General features: G+C 62.3%; 16 protein-coding genes and 1 pseudogene. 11 read left to right on the forward strand and 6 right to left on the reverse strand.

Annotation, left to right across the window (positions count from 1 at the left end):
- Nucleotides 1-226: 226 nt before the first annotated feature.
- The 3 genes from QW868_RS13965 (at nucleotide 227) to QW868_RS13975 (ending at nucleotide 2938) form a co-directional block, all read left to right on the forward strand.
- Entirely contained in the window at nucleotides 227-1411 is a 1185-nt protein-coding gene (locus tag QW868_RS13965) for a TylF/MycF/NovP-related O-methyltransferase (protein WP_316230779.1), read from the forward strand.
- Nucleotides 1412-1497: 86 nt separating this feature from the next.
- On the forward strand, nucleotides 1498-2169 hold the full coding sequence (locus QW868_RS13970; protein ID WP_316230780.1) for a hypothetical protein: 672 nt from the start codon (nucleotides 1498-1500) through the stop codon (nucleotides 2167-2169).
- A 97-nt stretch (nucleotides 2170-2266) separates the two neighbouring features.
- A complete protein-coding gene (locus QW868_RS13975) occupies nucleotides 2267-2938 on the forward strand; it encodes a hypothetical protein (protein ID WP_316230781.1) in 672 nt (223 codons plus the stop codon).
- Nucleotides 2939-3508: 570 nt separating this feature from the next.
- On the opposite strand, the gene QW868_RS13980 is transcribed toward QW868_RS13975, so the two are convergent.
- A complete protein-coding gene (locus tag QW868_RS13980) occupies nucleotides 3509-3931 on the reverse strand; it encodes a hypothetical protein (protein ID WP_316230782.1) in 423 nt (140 codons plus the stop codon).
- A gap of 90 nt (nucleotides 3932-4021) precedes the next feature.
- Between QW868_RS13980 and QW868_RS13985 the strand changes: the two are divergent.
- Nucleotides 4022-4159 (forward strand): annotated as a pseudogene (locus QW868_RS13985) (IS256 family transposase); the annotation flags it as partial.
- Between the two features lie 83 nt (nucleotides 4160-4242).
- Here the strand turns inward: QW868_RS13985 and QW868_RS13990 are convergent.
- Both QW868_RS13990 and QW868_RS13995 read right to left on the reverse strand, forming a co-directional pair.
- Complete coding sequence (locus QW868_RS13990) at nucleotides 4243-4731, reverse strand: hypothetical protein (RefSeq protein ID WP_315774712.1); 489 nt, start codon at nucleotides 4729-4731, stop codon at nucleotides 4243-4245.
- Between the two features lie 121 nt (nucleotides 4732-4852).
- Nucleotides 4853-5395 (reverse strand): hypothetical protein, encoded by a 543-nt coding sequence (locus QW868_RS13995; protein WP_316230783.1) that lies wholly within the window; start codon nucleotides 5393-5395, stop codon nucleotides 4853-4855.
- A gap of 1310 nt (nucleotides 5396-6705) precedes the next feature.
- Between QW868_RS13995 and ltrA the strand changes: the two genes are divergently transcribed.
- The 3 genes from ltrA to QW868_RS14010 all read left to right on the forward strand — a co-directional run bounded on the left by ltrA (nucleotide 6706) and on the right by QW868_RS14010 (nucleotide 9577).
- Nucleotides 6706-7983 carry a group II intron reverse transcriptase/maturase gene (gene ltrA, locus QW868_RS14000; protein WP_316229723.1) on the forward strand — a complete coding sequence of 426 codons (1278 nt, stop codon included), beginning with the start codon at nucleotides 6706-6708 and terminating at the stop codon, nucleotides 7981-7983.
- A 641-nt stretch (nucleotides 7984-8624) separates the two neighbouring features.
- Entirely contained in the window at nucleotides 8625-8831 is a 207-nt protein-coding gene (locus QW868_RS14005; RefSeq protein ID WP_315774708.1) for a hypothetical protein, read from the forward strand.
- Nucleotides 8832-8953: 122 nt separating this feature from the next.
- Nucleotides 8954-9577, forward strand: coding sequence for a LysE family translocator (locus QW868_RS14010; protein WP_316230784.1), 624 nt, complete (start codon nucleotides 8954-8956; stop codon nucleotides 9575-9577).
- A gap of 323 nt (nucleotides 9578-9900) precedes the next feature.
- Here the strand turns inward: QW868_RS14010 and QW868_RS14015 are convergent, their stop codons facing one another.
- Nucleotides 9901-11538, reverse strand: a complete 1638-nt coding sequence (locus QW868_RS14015) for an isocitrate lyase (RefSeq protein ID WP_316180017.1) — start codon at nucleotides 11536-11538, stop codon at nucleotides 9901-9903.
- Nucleotides 11539-11682: 144 nt separating this feature from the next.
- Here QW868_RS14015 and QW868_RS14020 point away from each other — a divergent pair, with 144 nt between their 5' ends.
- The 4 genes from QW868_RS14020 (at nucleotide 11683) to QW868_RS14035 (ending at nucleotide 14803) form a co-directional block, all read left to right on the forward strand.
- A complete protein-coding gene (locus QW868_RS14020) occupies nucleotides 11683-13158 on the forward strand; it encodes a short-chain fatty acyl-CoA regulator family protein (protein ID WP_315774705.1) in 1476 nt (491 codons plus the stop codon).
- A gap of 159 nt (nucleotides 13159-13317) precedes the next feature.
- Nucleotides 13318-13728, forward strand: a complete 411-nt coding sequence (locus tag QW868_RS14025; RefSeq protein WP_315737883.1) for a hypothetical protein — start codon at nucleotides 13318-13320, stop codon at nucleotides 13726-13728.
- Between the two features lie 137 nt (nucleotides 13729-13865).
- The gene (locus QW868_RS14030) at nucleotides 13866-14279 is read left to right on the forward strand and encodes a response regulator (RefSeq protein WP_315737882.1); all 414 of its coding nucleotides are present in this window, start codon (nucleotides 13866-13868) and stop codon (nucleotides 14277-14279) included.
- A gap of 95 nt (nucleotides 14280-14374) precedes the next feature.
- Nucleotides 14375-14803, forward strand: coding sequence for a group II truncated hemoglobin (locus QW868_RS14035; protein WP_315737881.1), 429 nt, complete (start codon nucleotides 14375-14377; stop codon nucleotides 14801-14803).
- A gap of 12 nt (nucleotides 14804-14815) precedes the next feature.
- On the opposite strand, the gene QW868_RS14040 is transcribed toward QW868_RS14035, so the two are convergent.
- Together QW868_RS14040 and QW868_RS14045 are read right to left on the reverse strand one after the other, a co-directional pair.
- A complete protein-coding gene (locus tag QW868_RS14040) occupies nucleotides 14816-15010 on the reverse strand; it encodes a hypothetical protein (RefSeq protein WP_315737880.1) in 195 nt (64 codons plus the stop codon).
- A gap of 47 nt (nucleotides 15011-15057) precedes the next feature.
- Nucleotides 15058-15444: an NUDIX hydrolase gene (locus QW868_RS14045; protein WP_315712048.1), complete on the reverse strand. Its 387-nt coding sequence runs from the start codon at nucleotides 15442-15444 to the stop codon at nucleotides 15058-15060.
- Between the last annotated feature and the right edge of the window lie 62 nt (nucleotides 15445-15506).

The raw sequence follows: 15506 nt of genomic DNA on the forward strand, positions 1-15506 counted from the left end.
TCTTCCATCCAGGCGATGTAACGAAGAAGCTGCCGAATCACGCGGTCAGACGCGCCGCGCGTCCGCTCTCGCGCGTCAGCTCGATCATGTCCGCACCTCCACGTCTGCCAGAATTGCAGTCTGCGCAACCAGGGTGCTAAGGTCGACAACCAACGGTATCGCAAGTCATTTTTATCGAATTCCGGTAAGGCCTTTTTGGCAAGGCGTTCGCGCCAGTGGAGCCAGCATGTCTGCAAGCTATGGCGCCGTGATCAACCGGTTGCTCAACGGCGTCGGCTTCCAACTCATTCGCCAATCGACGCTCCATCAGCTGGTCTCGTCGGCCCGCAATGGACATGCAAGCGAGCAGGACAACGAGGCAGGACCGAACGACGCCGTCGAACTCGATCCCACGCGATTGGGCAACGAAGGTGAGGATCAAGTCCGAACGGATTCGCAAGCCAGCGAACCGACGGAGACGGTATCGGCCAGCTATCTCCAGAACCTGCAGCGCGAGAGTTTGGCGCTTCGTGAGATGTCGACCGAGCTCATCAAGCTCAAGCTGCAACTGGCCGGAGCGAACGACGGCACCAACACGAGCGAGCCCTCGACTCCGGACGTTGCCGGCCCCCGGCTCTACACACCCGTATACGACTACGCGGGATTGCGAACCGATCCCGCGATCGTGCACAACCATGACTTCATGCGGGATCCCCGCTTCGTCGCCGCCTACGAACGTGGCGCCGCCGCCGAGGGCTATGAGCCTCGCTATTTCTGGCGGACGCATGTTGCGCTCTGGTGCGCCAGCATCGGCGTCAGCCTTGGCGGCGATTTCGTCGAATGCGGCGTATGTCGCGGCATGCTCAGCTCTTCAATCATGCACTATCTCGACTGGAACAACCTCCAACGTCAATTTTTTCTATTTGATACGTTTACCGGTGTCGACGAGCGCCTCGTCACCGATGATGAGGTCGCAAGCGGCAACCTCGGCTACTTCAGAGAGATGTACAAGACCGACATCTATGAGGATGCCGTTCGCAACTTCTCCGAATACAAGAACGTCGAAATCATTCGTGGCAGTGTCCCATCGAGCCTGTCGACCGTCGACATCAATGCCGTCGCATATCTGTCGATCGACATGAACAATGTCACGCCCGAGATCGCGGCCATCGACCACTTCTGGAGCAAGCTGCAGCCAGGCGCCCCGGTTCTGCTCGACGATTATGGTTTCGTTCGCTACGAGGCCCAGAAGCGTGCATTCGACGCTTGGGCCTCTCAGCATGGCGTCACTATTCTCGCGCTTCCCACAGGACAAGGCCTGATCATCAAGCCACCATCGGCGTCAGGGGCTGTGCGTCGGAAGTGGCGCCGCATAGCTCCATTTTTGTGCACCGCCACCGTGATGCGGTTTTTTGGGATGACGACGGCGTAAGGTTGTCCACATGCCGACTGGCTTGTTCGGCCAATCCAAGGCACAATCGAGCGTTGCAGTCTTTGATTTATTGCCGGGGCGCTTCGATGAATTGGGCAAGAACAGTCGTCGCGATTCCATTGGCGGCCATTGCCTTGTCGGGCTGCATCACGACATCGATGCAGGGATATGCCGACCGACAATTGCCGGCGAAGCCGATCGGCCGCATGGTCGCTTACGTCTCTGGACCCGGTCCGCTCGTCACGAGCATTCAAACCAACATCGCCGAGGAGGCGCGGAAACGCGGCGTCGTCGCTGACGACGCGCTGATGCTGTTCCCACCGACACGGACCTACACCAATGCCGAGGTTCAGCAGGGACTCGCGCGTGACGCGATTGAAGGCGTCCTCGTCATCAGCGTGGGCGATAGCGGTGTGCAGCAACAATACGCCGGGACGATCTTGTCGGGCCAATACACCGGAACATCGAGCTCGATCGGTACCGTCAACACTTTCGGCAACACGTCGACCATATCCATGAATGGGACGTCATCAGGCACGGTGGTTGCCACCGCGACGCCGACCTACCGCTACAAGCGTCAGACCACGTTCACGGCGCGGCTTCTTGAGGCAAGCACCGGACGAAACCTCTGGGTTGGAAATGGTCAGGTCAACGCCGGCGGCCTTCTGTTCGTCGGCGATGGCGCAAACGCGTCAAGTTCCGTCGCGGCCATCTTTGACGACTTGCAGCGCAAGGGCATCATTGGATCGTCAAGTTGATCAGGAGCGTTCTACGGTTCATCGCGATCGTCGCACCGGCCAATTGAGAGCTGTCCACGTGATGCCGTAACAGTTCTAATCTTGCAGGAGGTCGGCAATGAACGGTTACAACCCTGCAACTCGTCTCAAGGACCATACACGCAGTATGGCGAATCGAAACTGTCACAGATCGGAGGTTTTAGAAGTCCTTCGCCTCTCACGCTTGGTTCTTGAGCATGATAGATCGGCGCTCCAATTTCCGCATCTTTCCCTTTATTGCGACTGGTTCGTTCATGGAGCAATTGATCGAAAACCGCTCGGCTCGAAGATCCTCGAACTGGTGAACGATGCTATTCGCAAACATTGGGAGAACTCGGACGGATTAGTGACCGGTATCAGCCGTTGTCTCAGCTTAGCAGAGCTGAGGCACGAGATGATCATATTTCTGATTACGTGCGGCGCTGTAACCGACGTGGCGGATTCCTTCACGAATTGGAATGTGTTTGTGTCGCTGTTATTAGAAGACCTGTTAGATCGACCAATCCGGCTGCCTGCAAAGGCTAAGGAAGCAGAGGCGATCGTGGCGCGCATGCTTTCAGCTTGGAACGGCTACAAATACAAACATTGGCCTCGTGCAATTTTCTTTTTGAGAGAAGAGAGAGAAGATGGCTCATTCTCATTTGTATGGAATGTTGAGATGGCCGCACCTCAACTCACCGGCGGAGATTCCTACAACCTCAGAGGTGGAATGCAGATGACGGAAAGCTTGAGCGCATTCGCCCGAGGCTAAAGTCAAATCACCGTGGCGGCGCTTGGATCACGGCGCCTTAATTGATCGTAATTTCGATCGCCTGCATTGAGCGCACTGTTGCAAACAATGGCCGGGCATCCACTTCGAGCGGGCCATTTCTATAATAGCCTATACCGCCAAGATGCGCAGAACGCCAGCGAACCTGACCTCAGATCGCTTGTGGTTGAGATCATACATTGGCATCCCCCGCTCTTTGAGTCAGGAAGGATAACTATGCATTATCCACTCGTAAATTGTCCACTCGTAAATTTGCCCCCCTCGAGAGGGCATCCACGCCTGACGGTAACCTCTCGGGAAGCGCAGTGAGCTCGATCATCAAGCGTGCTGAAGCACTACGAAGCGGAGGAAGCTTCTTACGCATCATATTTTATGCAGCGTCACCGTAATCCTGATCCGAATTATGTGCTCATCGTTGATGCCGCGCATGACGTCGCCTTTAGTTGAATGTCGATAGCCCTCACGAAGGGCCCAAGACTGCGATCGGCGTATTTCAGCCCGGTGGTACAGAGCGATGTTGGCGTACAACGCGAGCCCCCAACGATGCCGCTTTCAGAATCCGTCGATGTTGTCCCGGATGAACTGCTGCAGGGCGGGACTATAAGCCGGAAAGTCCTCTTCCCGGAATCGCTTGTCCGTTCGCAAGAATTCCGCGTGATACGAGAGATGAAGCCTAAGGTTCGTGCCCCATTCTTCACCATCATATTCGAGGAGCTCCTCTGCGGCGTAAAGAAAGCTCGCAACAAACCACTCGTATTCTTCCGTCTCGCGATCGGGCGGCTTTCCATAGGCCAACTTTGGATGCTGGACACAAAGCTTCAAGAACTCGCGGAACGTAGCTTTGGCCGTGGTCTCGCGTTGGTTCTTCCGGTTGAGGTGGAACTGCCGCCACGCGATGGCGACACCAACGAACGCGATGAACGTCGTGGCAAGCGGTGCCACTTTGGCCCATTGTTGGGCATCAGCAAGTGTCATTGTCTGATCCTCCCAGCCACGCACCGATCATGTCACAGGAACAGCATCTGACAAGAACATCAGCGGCAACGAACAAGCCCTGTTGCAGCTGAGGGCGCGCAGAAAAGCTGGCGCCGCCTCGATGGCTACAACCAGTTGCCAAAACTCGTTCTCGGTGTGACATTCAACGACGGGATCGAGGTCATCGCCAAACCGACTGACCGTCAGCTCGTAACCGCCGCCGCCTGACCGGCCCGTCCGTCACCAAAATTTGGCGATAGCTCACGGCGGATCACGATCCGCCCTACGGACCTTTTCCGGGTTACGCGCTATCAGAGCCCTTCGTCTCGAAGAATTTGCTTCGCCTTTTCGTCATTGAGCGCAGCAGCTTTCCTCACCCAATAGATAGCCCGTTCTGGATCCTTTGCAGCACCATTTAGGCCATGAGCGTAGTTTACTATCATTTCCCGAATGGCCGCCAGATGACCCGCTTCTGCCACTCGCTCCTTCAAGTCGAAGGCTCGAAAATAGCGCTCCTTGGCAGTCCCGGCTCCAAGTCCGCGCCGAAGAGCTCCCGAAAGATAGAGAAGCGAATCGAAGTCCCCGGGTCCGATTGCCCGTTCGGCCTTTTCCATCCAGTGCAAACTGGAAGAGTTGTCTCCCTTGTCTTGCAGATACTCCGCCATCTCGATCATGGCCAAAATAGAGCCCTTTGCTATGAACTGCTCTAGATAGGAGACAGCCGTTTCCTCTTCACCTTGTCTAAGAAGCTCCCGAGCTTCTCCTACATCAAAGCCCAATGCGTCCGAGAGGATCTGCACGGAAGCCTGCTCCATCGATCGTGGCGGGAGATGCACACAGCGCCGTGCAGGGTTCCCGCGCAGCCAGTTTCATGCGCGTCACCGCAACTGCCGTAACCGCCAATAACGAAAGAACCGTCCCTCACCTGCCGGAGGGATCGGCCTCCAGCACGACCTTCGCGACGGGATAACGCCAGTCGTTCTTCGTGTTGTCGGCGGCGGCATCGATGCCTGCCACGATCACCGCACCAAGGATCCCGCCATTGACGCCGCTCGCCAGACGAGCCTGGCGCGTCGCATCGAAGGGCGCGACCGTGATCATCCGCTTCTGATAGCCTGGCTTTTGGCAGGTCACGGCAAGCGTGCTCGACTGTCCGCGATAGAGCGGCACGCGCACCTTTGCGGGGCTCGTCATGGTTGCGGTGAAACCGGTGGCTTCCAGTGAGCAGGAGGCCCCGGCCATCTCGACCTCGCCTCCTCCGCCGGGATTGTGAAACGTCCGCACTTCCACAAGCTGGTCACCCGCGAACTCGGGCACGCTTGCGTCGGTTCGGCGCTTCGGCTCGTAGACGTCGATTCCTCGGCTGCCCGTGCTGGACCTGATGTCGGTCACATTGTTGACCGCAAGCGGCGCAGCACACCCGCCAAGACACGCCCCTCCAAGGATGGCCAGCCAGGTGGCCATCCAACGCAAATAGTCCATTTGAGCCCCCACAGCACCCCTACTGTTGTTGACTAGCGGTAGCAGGGGCCGATCTGGGGAACAATAGCCGCAACCTTAGGGGGAATAGAGCGACTATCAAAAACCGATGACGTTGCGGACAGGACACAGTCGCTGTCGTCCCCCAGCATCAAATGCGTCGGTGGTCATGTGTCAGACGATCGCCAGCGGCGGGAATTCAGGGTCATCAACATGACGCGGTTGCTCCGCCACAACCTTCCTCGCGATCAATGCCAGGGCGACGCGTTCAGCACCCGCGCAGGTTGCAGTGACCGGTGGGCATTTCGGGATCATGGCGCGACGGCGCTGCGCTTTCCAGCAACATGTGCTGTGAGGATGCGCGGACAAACTTATTTCATCAGGCCGCTCAACACGATCACCCCTGTCCAGTCCGCTTCTGAAAAATATTCATCTTCCATTTTTCCGAAATTCATGATTGACTGTCCCTATCCCGTGCTCCTCGAGAGGGGCGGATCGCGATCGTCACGGACGTTGGGCGCGGGATGCGGTGGCCGCAGGCGGGTCGCAGCGTGCTTGAGGCGCGCGGACGAACGACTCCTTGCGGACGTGAAATCGCGTGGTCCTGGCGCCCCGAAGCTGGCGCCAAGTCCTGGGGGTGATGATCCCCGAGGGCGACGGTGGCTATCAAGCCGGACACCGGGGAGATCGCGTATAAGGTGCGCCGTGGAAAGGCGCGGTTCTTGAGAGGGTGAAAGTCCCTTCCGGCAAATGTCGTTCCAGCCGGTAGCAATCGGAGCAGTCGGCGAGGTAACGACCCGGCTGAAGCCTCCGGTGGAGAGGGTCACGAGGTGACTTGGCGAGTGGGCGGGCTGTAACACGAGTGAACGTTGAGCAGGCCTCGAAAAGCTCGATGTGGAGGCTGACCTGGCCTTATTACAGGGAAAGCTGACATCGCTGGGGAAGAGAGCGACACGCGCACCCAGCGGCTCCACCGGGGTAGTGACGACGGCACGTCCACAACGAGAACCGAAGCAACACGGGAGACCCCATCGCGCGGTCGAGCGAGAGACCAACCGGAGGCCTGTGAAGGTCAGGCCGGGCGCGGCGGGGAGTCGGATGGGCTCGTAGTACCGGGGAAGCCGGGTAATGCCGGTGGAGGGAAGGAGCCCTCGTTCAGGCCAATGTAGAAAGTGGCGCGGGAGGGGAGATTGGGTCACCTCGAAACTCCACCAAGTGTCCGGAAGCTGCAGACTGCGTTACATGCGAAAGCGAAGGCAGAACCCGGGTTCAGGTTCTATCTTCTGTACGACAAGGTGTCTCGGGCGGATGTTCTGAGCTTCGCCTATGCCAGATGCAAAGCCAATGGCGGCGCGGCTGGTGTGGACGGTCAGACGTTCGAGGCCATCGAGGCGTATGGAGGCCAAGGTGCGTCGTCCGCGGATCACAAGAACCCGGATGTCGACAATGGCTGGAATCCGTGGCTCGGAGAACTGGCGGAAGAGCTCAGGAACAAGACGTATCGGCCGCAAGCGGTCAGACGGGTCTACATTCCGAAGCCGAACAGCAAGAAAATGCGACCTCTGGGGATCGCGACGATACGCGACCGGGTGGTTCAGACGGCGGCGATGCTGGTGCTCGAGCCCATCTTCGAAGCCGATCTGGAGCCCGAGCAATATGCGTACCGCGCCGGCAAGACTGCGCTGGACGCGGTGGAGACCGTGAACCGCCTGCTCAATCTGGGGTACACGGCCGTCGTCGACGCGGACCTGCGTGGCTACTTCGACGAGATACCGCACGGACCGCTGATGAAATCAGTGGCGCGCCGGATCTCCGACCGGCACATGCTGCATCTGATCAAGATGTGGATCGAGGCGCCGGTCGAGGAGACGGACGATCGCGGGCGCAAGCGTCGGACCACGTGGAATCGGGACGAGCACCGCGGCATCCCGCAGGGCTCTCCGATCTCCCCGCTGCTGGCGAACCTGTACATGCGACGGCTGGTGTTGTGGTGGAGACAATCGGGCGCGCGGCGGCGGCTGAAGGCCGTCATGGTCAACTATGCCGACGACTTGGTGATCTGCTGCAAGGGTACGGCCGACATCGCCATGCAGACGATGCGAGAGGTCATCAAGAAACTGCAACTGGCGGTCAACGAGGACAAGACACGAATCTGCCACCTGCCGGAAGAGCGGTTCGACTTCCTGGGCTACACGTTCGGACGGTGCTACTCCCACAAGACCGGGAAGGCCCACCTCAACTCGAAGCCATCGAAGAAGAGCATCAAGCGAATCTGCGATGCGATCAGGAACGAGACGGGCCGGCACAGGACGTTGTTATCAACCGAGAAGGTGGTGAAGCGGCTCAATGCCAAGCTCACCGGATGGGCGAACTACTTCCGTCTCGGGCCGGTCTCACCGGCCTACAGGGCGGTCGATGCCCATGCCATCCATCGGCTGCGCCAGTGGTTATGCGAAAAGCATCGGGTTCAAGGCCAGGGGTACAATCGCTTCCCCGACCGGTACCTCTACGAGACGTTGGGGCTGGTACGGCTGCCGAAGTCGACGCGTAACCTGCCGTGGGCGAAGGCATGAGAGCTTGCCCGGGAGCCGGATGCGCGAAACGCGCACGTCCGGTTCGATGAGCGGGGAAGGGAAACGGGGCGTTGCCGAATGGCCCAAGCCACCGCGCCCTTCCTCGACTCTACCGTGAAGACCATCGCGCGGGGAATGCCGGGTTGATCCGGCTGAACCTGTGGTGACTGCCGCCTGCTTTTTCTTCTGCAGGCGGGCCATGGGTGAGGCCCTCACCCGGCATTCCCCGCGCCCTCTGTTTCATGGGGGCGAGACGACCGGCACAGCTCGGGCGCGCAAGGCGTCGCGATGACGGTCGAACACGTCCCCTGCCCCGCCCCCCTGCAACGTGATGAGGTTCAGATGATCAGGCCGATCGGTCGTCATGCGGCGGGACTGAGCGCCGTCGCCCGTTGCATCCCCGCGGTGCGGACGCACGCGGCTTTCAATCACCGGCTGCCGGGAGCGCGCGCACGAACAGCAACAAGATCTTACATGACGACATCAGACCTGCGCAAAAGCGCCGCTGACGCGGCGTGTGTTCGCATCTGTGGCCGCACGCGATCGAACCGATGGCGCTCCTCGCGGTGCAGCCGCGATCGCGTCAACCGTATCGTGAGGAAGCCCCGATGTCGTCACCCACGCCAACAGGACGGCGGGCCATGCTCGTCCTGCTCGCCGTTCTCCTCCTCGGCAACATCGCCGCCATCATCGCCTGGCCGTCGCATTGCGGCACGAGCCCACGGCTCACGATCGGCGCGGTCATGCTCGCCGGCTGCGGCGAGGCCGACGCCGCTGGTCCTCACCTCGAGGCGATGCGGCGGCCGCATCGGGCGCCCGAGCCGGTTGAAATGGCGAAGGCTCCCTGACATCGTGGCGTCACCCGTGTTCAGCGATCAGCAGCCCGCCGAGATCGAGCGCGGCGACGCGCTGAGGCTGCTGCCGCGCCTTGCGGGCTGATGCGCCTCGTCTCGCCCAAGGAGCTTTCCCGATGTCCTACGCCTTCCTCTTGACCTCGCTGATCGTGGTGGCCTCGCCCGGCACCGGCGTGCTCTACACGCTGGCGGTGGCGCTGACGAAGGGGTCGCGGATGAGCGTCGCCGCGGCGTTCGGCTGCACGCTCGGCATCATCCCGGCGATGCTCGCCGCGATCGTTGGCCTTGCCGCCGTGCTGCACACCAGCGCGCTGGCCTTCGCCGCGCTGAAATGGTGTGGCGTTGTGTATCTCTTGTACATGGCCTGGCAGACGCTCGGGGAGCGTGGCGCGCTCTCGGTGGAGGCCAAGGATGACGCGAAGGACGCAGCGCGCTCGGCCGGGCGAGTGGTGCTGACCGGGTTTCTGATCAACATCCTCAATCCCAAGCTGTCGATCTTCTTCCTCGCCTTCCTGCCGCAGTTCATCGCCGCGGACGAAGTGCATCCGCTCGCCGCCATGCTCGAGCTGTCGGCCACGTTCATGGCGATGACGTTCGCGGTGTTCGTTGTCTACGGGCTGTTCGCCTCAGCGGTGCGCGATCGCGTCGTCAGCCGCCCCCGGGTGATGGCGTGGCTGCGCCGGGCGTTCGCCGGCGGCTTCGCCTTGCTCGGCGCGCGGCTGGCGCTGAGCGAGCGGTGAGGGCGGCCGATCAAGGGGGGCTGACGGCTCATGGCGACGGGAATACGACCTTCGCTCCTCACCCTGAGGAGCCCGCCGCAGGCGGGCGTCTCGAAGGGCGAGGCCCGCGCTGTGGCCTCATGGTTCGAGACGCGCCGCAAGGGCGGCGCTCCTCACCATGAGGGGTGGGGGTCCGAGGCCGCCGCTGCACGTTGACCACGAGTAGCGCGCTTATGATGGGAGTATCGAGTTGCGCCTTGGAAAGCCTGCGCAAAAACAAAACCCGCCCGGAGCGGTGCCACTCCAGACGGGTCGTGTTAGTTCAACAATTCAGCAGGACTGTATCAGCCGAACTGGTTCATCGTGTTGTGCGCGCCGCCGGCCTTCAGCGCCTTGTCGCCAGCAAAGTACTCCTTGTGGTCGTCGCCGATGTCGGAGCCGGCCATGTTCTGGTGCTTGACGCAGGCGATGCCCTGGCGGATCTCGGCGCGCTGGACGTTCTTGACGTAGCCCAGCATGCCCTGCTCGCCAAAGTACTCGCGGGCGAGGTTGTCGGTCGAGAGCGCGGCCGTGTGGTAGGTCGGCAGCGTGATGAGGTGGTGGAAGATGCCGGCGCGCTTGGCCGAATCCGCCTGGAAGGTGCGGATGCGCTCGTCGGCTTCCTTCGCCAGCGGAGTGTCGTCGTACTCCGCCTTCATCAGCTCGGCGCGGTTGTACCTGCTGACGTCCTGGCCCGCCTCCTTCATCGCGTCATAGACCTGCCAACGGAAGTTGAGGGTCCAGTTGAACGACGGCGAGTTGTTGTAGGCGAGTTTGGCGTTCGGGATCACCTTGCGGATGCGGTCGACCATCTTGGCGATCTGCTCGATATGCGGCTTCTCGGTCTCGATCCACAGGAGGTCGGCGCCGTTCTGCAGCGAGGTGATGCAGTCGAGCACGCAGCGGTCCTCACCGGTGCCGGGACGGAACTGGTAGAGGTTGGAGGGCAGCCGCTTCGGCCGCAGCATCTTGCCGTCGCGGTTGATGATGACGTCGCCGTTGCGGGCGTTCGCAGGCGTCACCTCCTCGCAGTCGAGGAAGCTGTTATACTGGTCGCCGAGATCGCCGGGCTGGCTAGAGAAGGCGATCTGCTGCGTCAGGCCGGCGCCGAGCGAGTCGGTGCGGGTGACGATGATGCCGTCCTCGACGCCGAGCTCCAGGAAGGCGTGGCGGCAGGCGCGGATCTTGGCCAGGAAGACGTCATGCGGCACGGTGACCTTGCCGTCCTGGTGGCCGCACTGCTTCTCGTCGGAGACTTGGTTCTCGATCTGCAGCGCGCAGGCGCCCGCCTCGATCATCTTCTTGGCGAGCAGATAGGTCGCTTCCGCATTGCCGAAGCCGGCATCGATGTCGGCGATGACAGGGACGACGTGGGTCTGGAAGCCGTCGATCTTGGCGATGATCTCGGTCTCCTTCGCCTTGTCGCCGGCCTTGCGGGCTGCGTCCAGCGTGCGGAACAGATCATTGAGCTCGCGCGAGTCGGCCTGGCGCAGGAAGGTGTAGAGCTCCTCGATCAGCGCGGGCACCGAGGTCTTCTCGTGCATCGACTGGTCCGGCAGCGGGCCGAACTCGGAGCGCAGCGCCGCGATCATCCAGCCCGAGAGATAGAGGTAGCGGCGATCGGTCTTGCCGAAATGCTTCTTGATCGAGATCAGCTTCTGCTGCGCGATGAAGCCGTGCCAGCAGCCCAGCGACTGCGTGTACTTGGTGCTGTCCTCATCATAGGCGGCCATGTCGGCGCGCATCACCGCGGCGGTGTAGCGGGCGACGTCGAGGCCGGTCCGGAAGCGGTTCTGCAGGCGCATGCGCGCCACGGCCTCGGCGGTGACGCCGTTCCAGGTCGGCTGGGTCTCGAGCAGCGCACGCGCCGCCTCGACTTCGGCCTGATAGGACGCCGGCCCCTGGATGGCCTGATCGCTCAATCCACGCGGTTGGAAATTCATGTCCGTGATCCCTTGGTTAAGGACAACCTGGGACCTGTTGTAAGCACGCTGGGACGGCGGACCAGACATTGCGCGGAAAACTTGTCACACTTTACAAACATCTCGTGTATAGCTGTAAGGAGATTACAAGACCGGGATTTGGCCATGACCACCGCCACGGCACGATCGATCTTCATGGGCCCGCGCCTGCGCCGCCTCAGGCGCGAGCTCGGCCTGACCCAGGCCGACATGGCCGCGGACCTCGAAATCTCAGCGCCTTACGTGGCGCTTTTGGAGCGGAACCAGAGGCCGGTGACGGCCGACATGCTGCTGCGCCTCGCCCGGACCTACAAGATCGACCTGGCCGATCTGGCCGGCGACGGCGGTGCCGATCACACCGCGCGGATGCAGTCGGTCCTGAAGGACCCGATGTTCTCCGACATCGACATCCCCGCGCTGGAGATTTCCGACCTCGCGGTCAGCTATCCCGGCATGACCGAAGCCTTCCTGCGCCTCTACACGGCGTATCGCGAGGAGCAGCTCGCGCTGGCCGAGCAGCGCGCGCCGGCGCTGGCCGGCACAGCGCCGCGGCCGGGAAATGACGGTTTCGATGCCAACGATCCTGTTGCCGACGTCCGCCGCTTCCTCGCCGCCCGCCGCAACAACTTTGCCCAGCTCGACGATGCCGCCGAGCGCCTCGCCCAGGCCATCTTCCAGGGGCCGCCGACCGGGTCCCCGCAGGTCTCGGCGGGGCCGGCCGGCTTCATCGAGCGCTTTCGCGCGCGGCACAATCTCCAGGTCCGCTACATGCCGCCGAACGTCATGCTCGGCTCGCTGCGGCGGCTCGACCTGCACCGGCGGCAATTGCTGATCGAGGACTCGCTGGACAGCGCGAGCCTGAAATTCGAGCTCGCCCGGCAGCTCGCTTATCTCGAGCTCGATACCGAGATCGGCGCAGCGCTGGAGGACGGCAAGTTCGCGAGCAAGACCGCCGAGCTCTTGGCGCGGCGCGCGCTCGCGGCCTACGCGGCGGCTGCGATCATCATGCCCTATTCGATCTTCGCGAAGGCCGTCGATGCGAGGGCCTATGATCTCGAGGCGCTGGCGCGGCAGTTCGGCACCAGCTTCGAGCAGACGGCGCATCGCGTCACGACCCTGCAGAAGCCGGGCGCCGAGCGGATTCCGTTCTTCCTGATCCGCGTCGATCCCGCCGGCAACGTCTCGAAGCTGCTCGACGGCGCCGGCTTCCCGTTCGCGCGCCACGGCGGCGCCTGCCCGCTGTGGTCGGTGCACGGCATCTTCAAGACGCCGCGCCAGATCGTGACGCAATGGCTGGAGCTGCCGGACGGCCGCCGCTTCTTCTCGATCGCGCGCACGGTGACCGCCGGCGGCGGCTCCTACGGCGCCGTCCGCGTCGAGCGGGCGATTGCGGTCGGCTGCGCCGCCGAGCATGCGGGCCAGTTGATCTACACCCGCGACGGCCACGGGCCTGATGCCAACGCGCCGACGCCGATCGGCGTCGCCTGCCGAGTCTGCCACCGGCCGAAATGCGCGGCACGCTCGGCGCCGCCGATCGGGCGCGAGATCCTGCCGGACGATTTCCGGACGTCGTCGGTTCCGTTCGGCTTCTCGGCGGATTGAGCATGGGCCGGCAATGGAACAAGGAGCTGGTCGGCGGCCGGGATGGCGGGCGAAAATCCGCCAAAACGGGCTGCAAATCGGCTGGGACGCCATGGCCCTTGACGGAACAGCCATAAACCGGACAAAGATTGCGCCAAAATGTCGCGGCGGAGATTGGCCATGAGATACGTCGACGGCGCTGTGATGTTCCTCAGTCTGTGGCTGCTGGCATCGATGGTCCTCGACGCCGTGACGCCGCCCGAGCTGAACTTCTACATGATCGGACCGATCATTGCGCCGGCCGCGATCATCACCGGCTTCCTGTACTGGCTTCGCATCCCCTCCCGCGACTTCGTGCTGGCGTCCGCAGCCATCTGGATGGTCTGCGAGATGACGATGGAGATGATCACCCCCAAGCCGCTGTCGCCGCTGCTGGCGGTGGCCGCCGTCGCGCCGCTGTTGGTGGCCGGGATCCTCCTGCACGTCCAGCACTGGCGCCAATCGAGCGGCCGCTCGCCACCGCCCGCTTCGGCGCCGACGACCAATCTGCCGGGCTCCTCCAACGCGATGCCGGGCCGGCGGCCGTTCTGAGCCGCGCCGGCAATGGTGGATAGCGTGCAGCTGATCCTCCCGTTGTTCTACGGGACTGGATGTTTACGAGGAAATCAGAAACCCCCTCTTAAGCTCCGCCGGTCCATCAGAAGCCGACACACAGCCGCGCGGGGACCATGCTCAACGAACTTCTCGTGATCGAAGATGCCGACGTTCATCTGTCGATCCTGCGCAAGATCGCCGTGCAGGCGGGCTTTGCGACGACCGGCGTGAACTCGGTCGACGGCGCGATGAACGTGCTGCGCCGGCGCAGCTTCGAATGCATCACGCTCGACCTGAATCTGGGCGAGCGCTCCGGCACGGAGGTGTTGCAGCTGTTGGCGGACATCAAATCCCGCACGCCGGTGCTGATCATCAGCGGCTCCGACGATCAGACCCGGGACGTCACGGTCCGCGCCGGCAAGATCCTCGGCCTCAACGTCTATCCGCCGTTCTCCAAGCCGGTCGACCTCGCTTTGCTCCGACAGACGCTGCGCCAGATCGCCGCCGACACCGACCGGCAGCGCCGCGTCAAAGCCAGCATTCGCTAGCCCGAACGCTCGCTCGTTTTCCCGCTTGATCCAGATCAAGGCGCCATACCTCTGCCGCTTGTTGGCTGCAGAGGGACGAGCGGAAACGAGATGCGATGACGGCAGCGAATTCAGCCAACGAAGCAGAAGCAGTTGTGATCGAAGCGACGCCCTACGAGCTCGTGGGCGGCGAGGCTGGCGTGCGCCGTCTGGCGGAGCGCTTTTACACCATCATGGACCAAGAGCCCGGCGCCAGCCGCATCCGGGCGATGCACGACGCCGATCTTGGTCCGATCAAGCAGTTGCTGTTCGAATTTCTCAGCGGATGGCTCGGCGGGCCGGCGCTCTATTTCGAGCGGGCCGAGCATCGCTGCATCATGTCGGCGCACCGTCCGTATCCGATCGGCGACGCCGAGCGCGACGAGTGGATGACATGCATGCGCCGCGCGATGTTCGATTGCGACATCACCGGCGACATGTATGCACTGCTTGATCAAGCATTCCTGCGGATGGCGAACGCATTCCGGAGCCGCCAGGCGAGCTGACCGGAGCTCCCATCAGTCCGACTTGGTTGCGGCCTCCCGCGCGAGACGCTCGGCCCTGAGCCGCTCGCGGTTGGCGTAAAAGGCCCGCTGGGCCGCCTCGTGATCGCGCATGGCCTGCTCGGCATCAGCCCTGCGGGTGGCGTCACGCGCCCGACGCTCCTCCGGCGTGAGGACGCGAGGCTGTCTGTCTGTGCTATCGTAAGGCATGGGCAGATAACGCCCAAGCGGCCGGGATGTTCCCAGCATACGATGGTTCAGTCCGACTTTCGTGGAAACAGCTGGTCGCGGATGTAGCGCGACGTCGGCGTCAGGCTGAGTCCGTAGGGCTTCTGCCACACCGCGCGGTCGATCTCCTTCTTGTCTCCGATCTCCAGGCGCCCTTTGGCATGCTTGGCGATGAAGATGGCGTCGCTCATCTTGCGGCCCGACCGCTTATTCTTGGCGGTGACTTCCTTCCACAGCCGCAGGCGGCCGAGCTTGAGCTTCGGAAGCTCCTCCTTGATCTCGCGCTTCAGGCAATCCTTCGCCGTTTCCTGCGCGCGTTTGCGGCCGCCCGGAAACATCCAGCGTCCGTCGGCCCGGCGTCGGACCAGGAGAACCCTTCCGCCCTTGGCGGCAACCAGCTTGGACGCCTTGGTCATGGCCCCGAAGCTCTCACCTCTCGAACAATGAAGTGGAGTCTATCAAGATTCGCTCCCACTCC

The organism is Bradyrhizobium sp. SZCCHNR1051 (genome assembly GCF_032489615.1).
GTDB lineage: Bacteria > Pseudomonadota > Alphaproteobacteria > Rhizobiales > Xanthobacteraceae > Bradyrhizobium.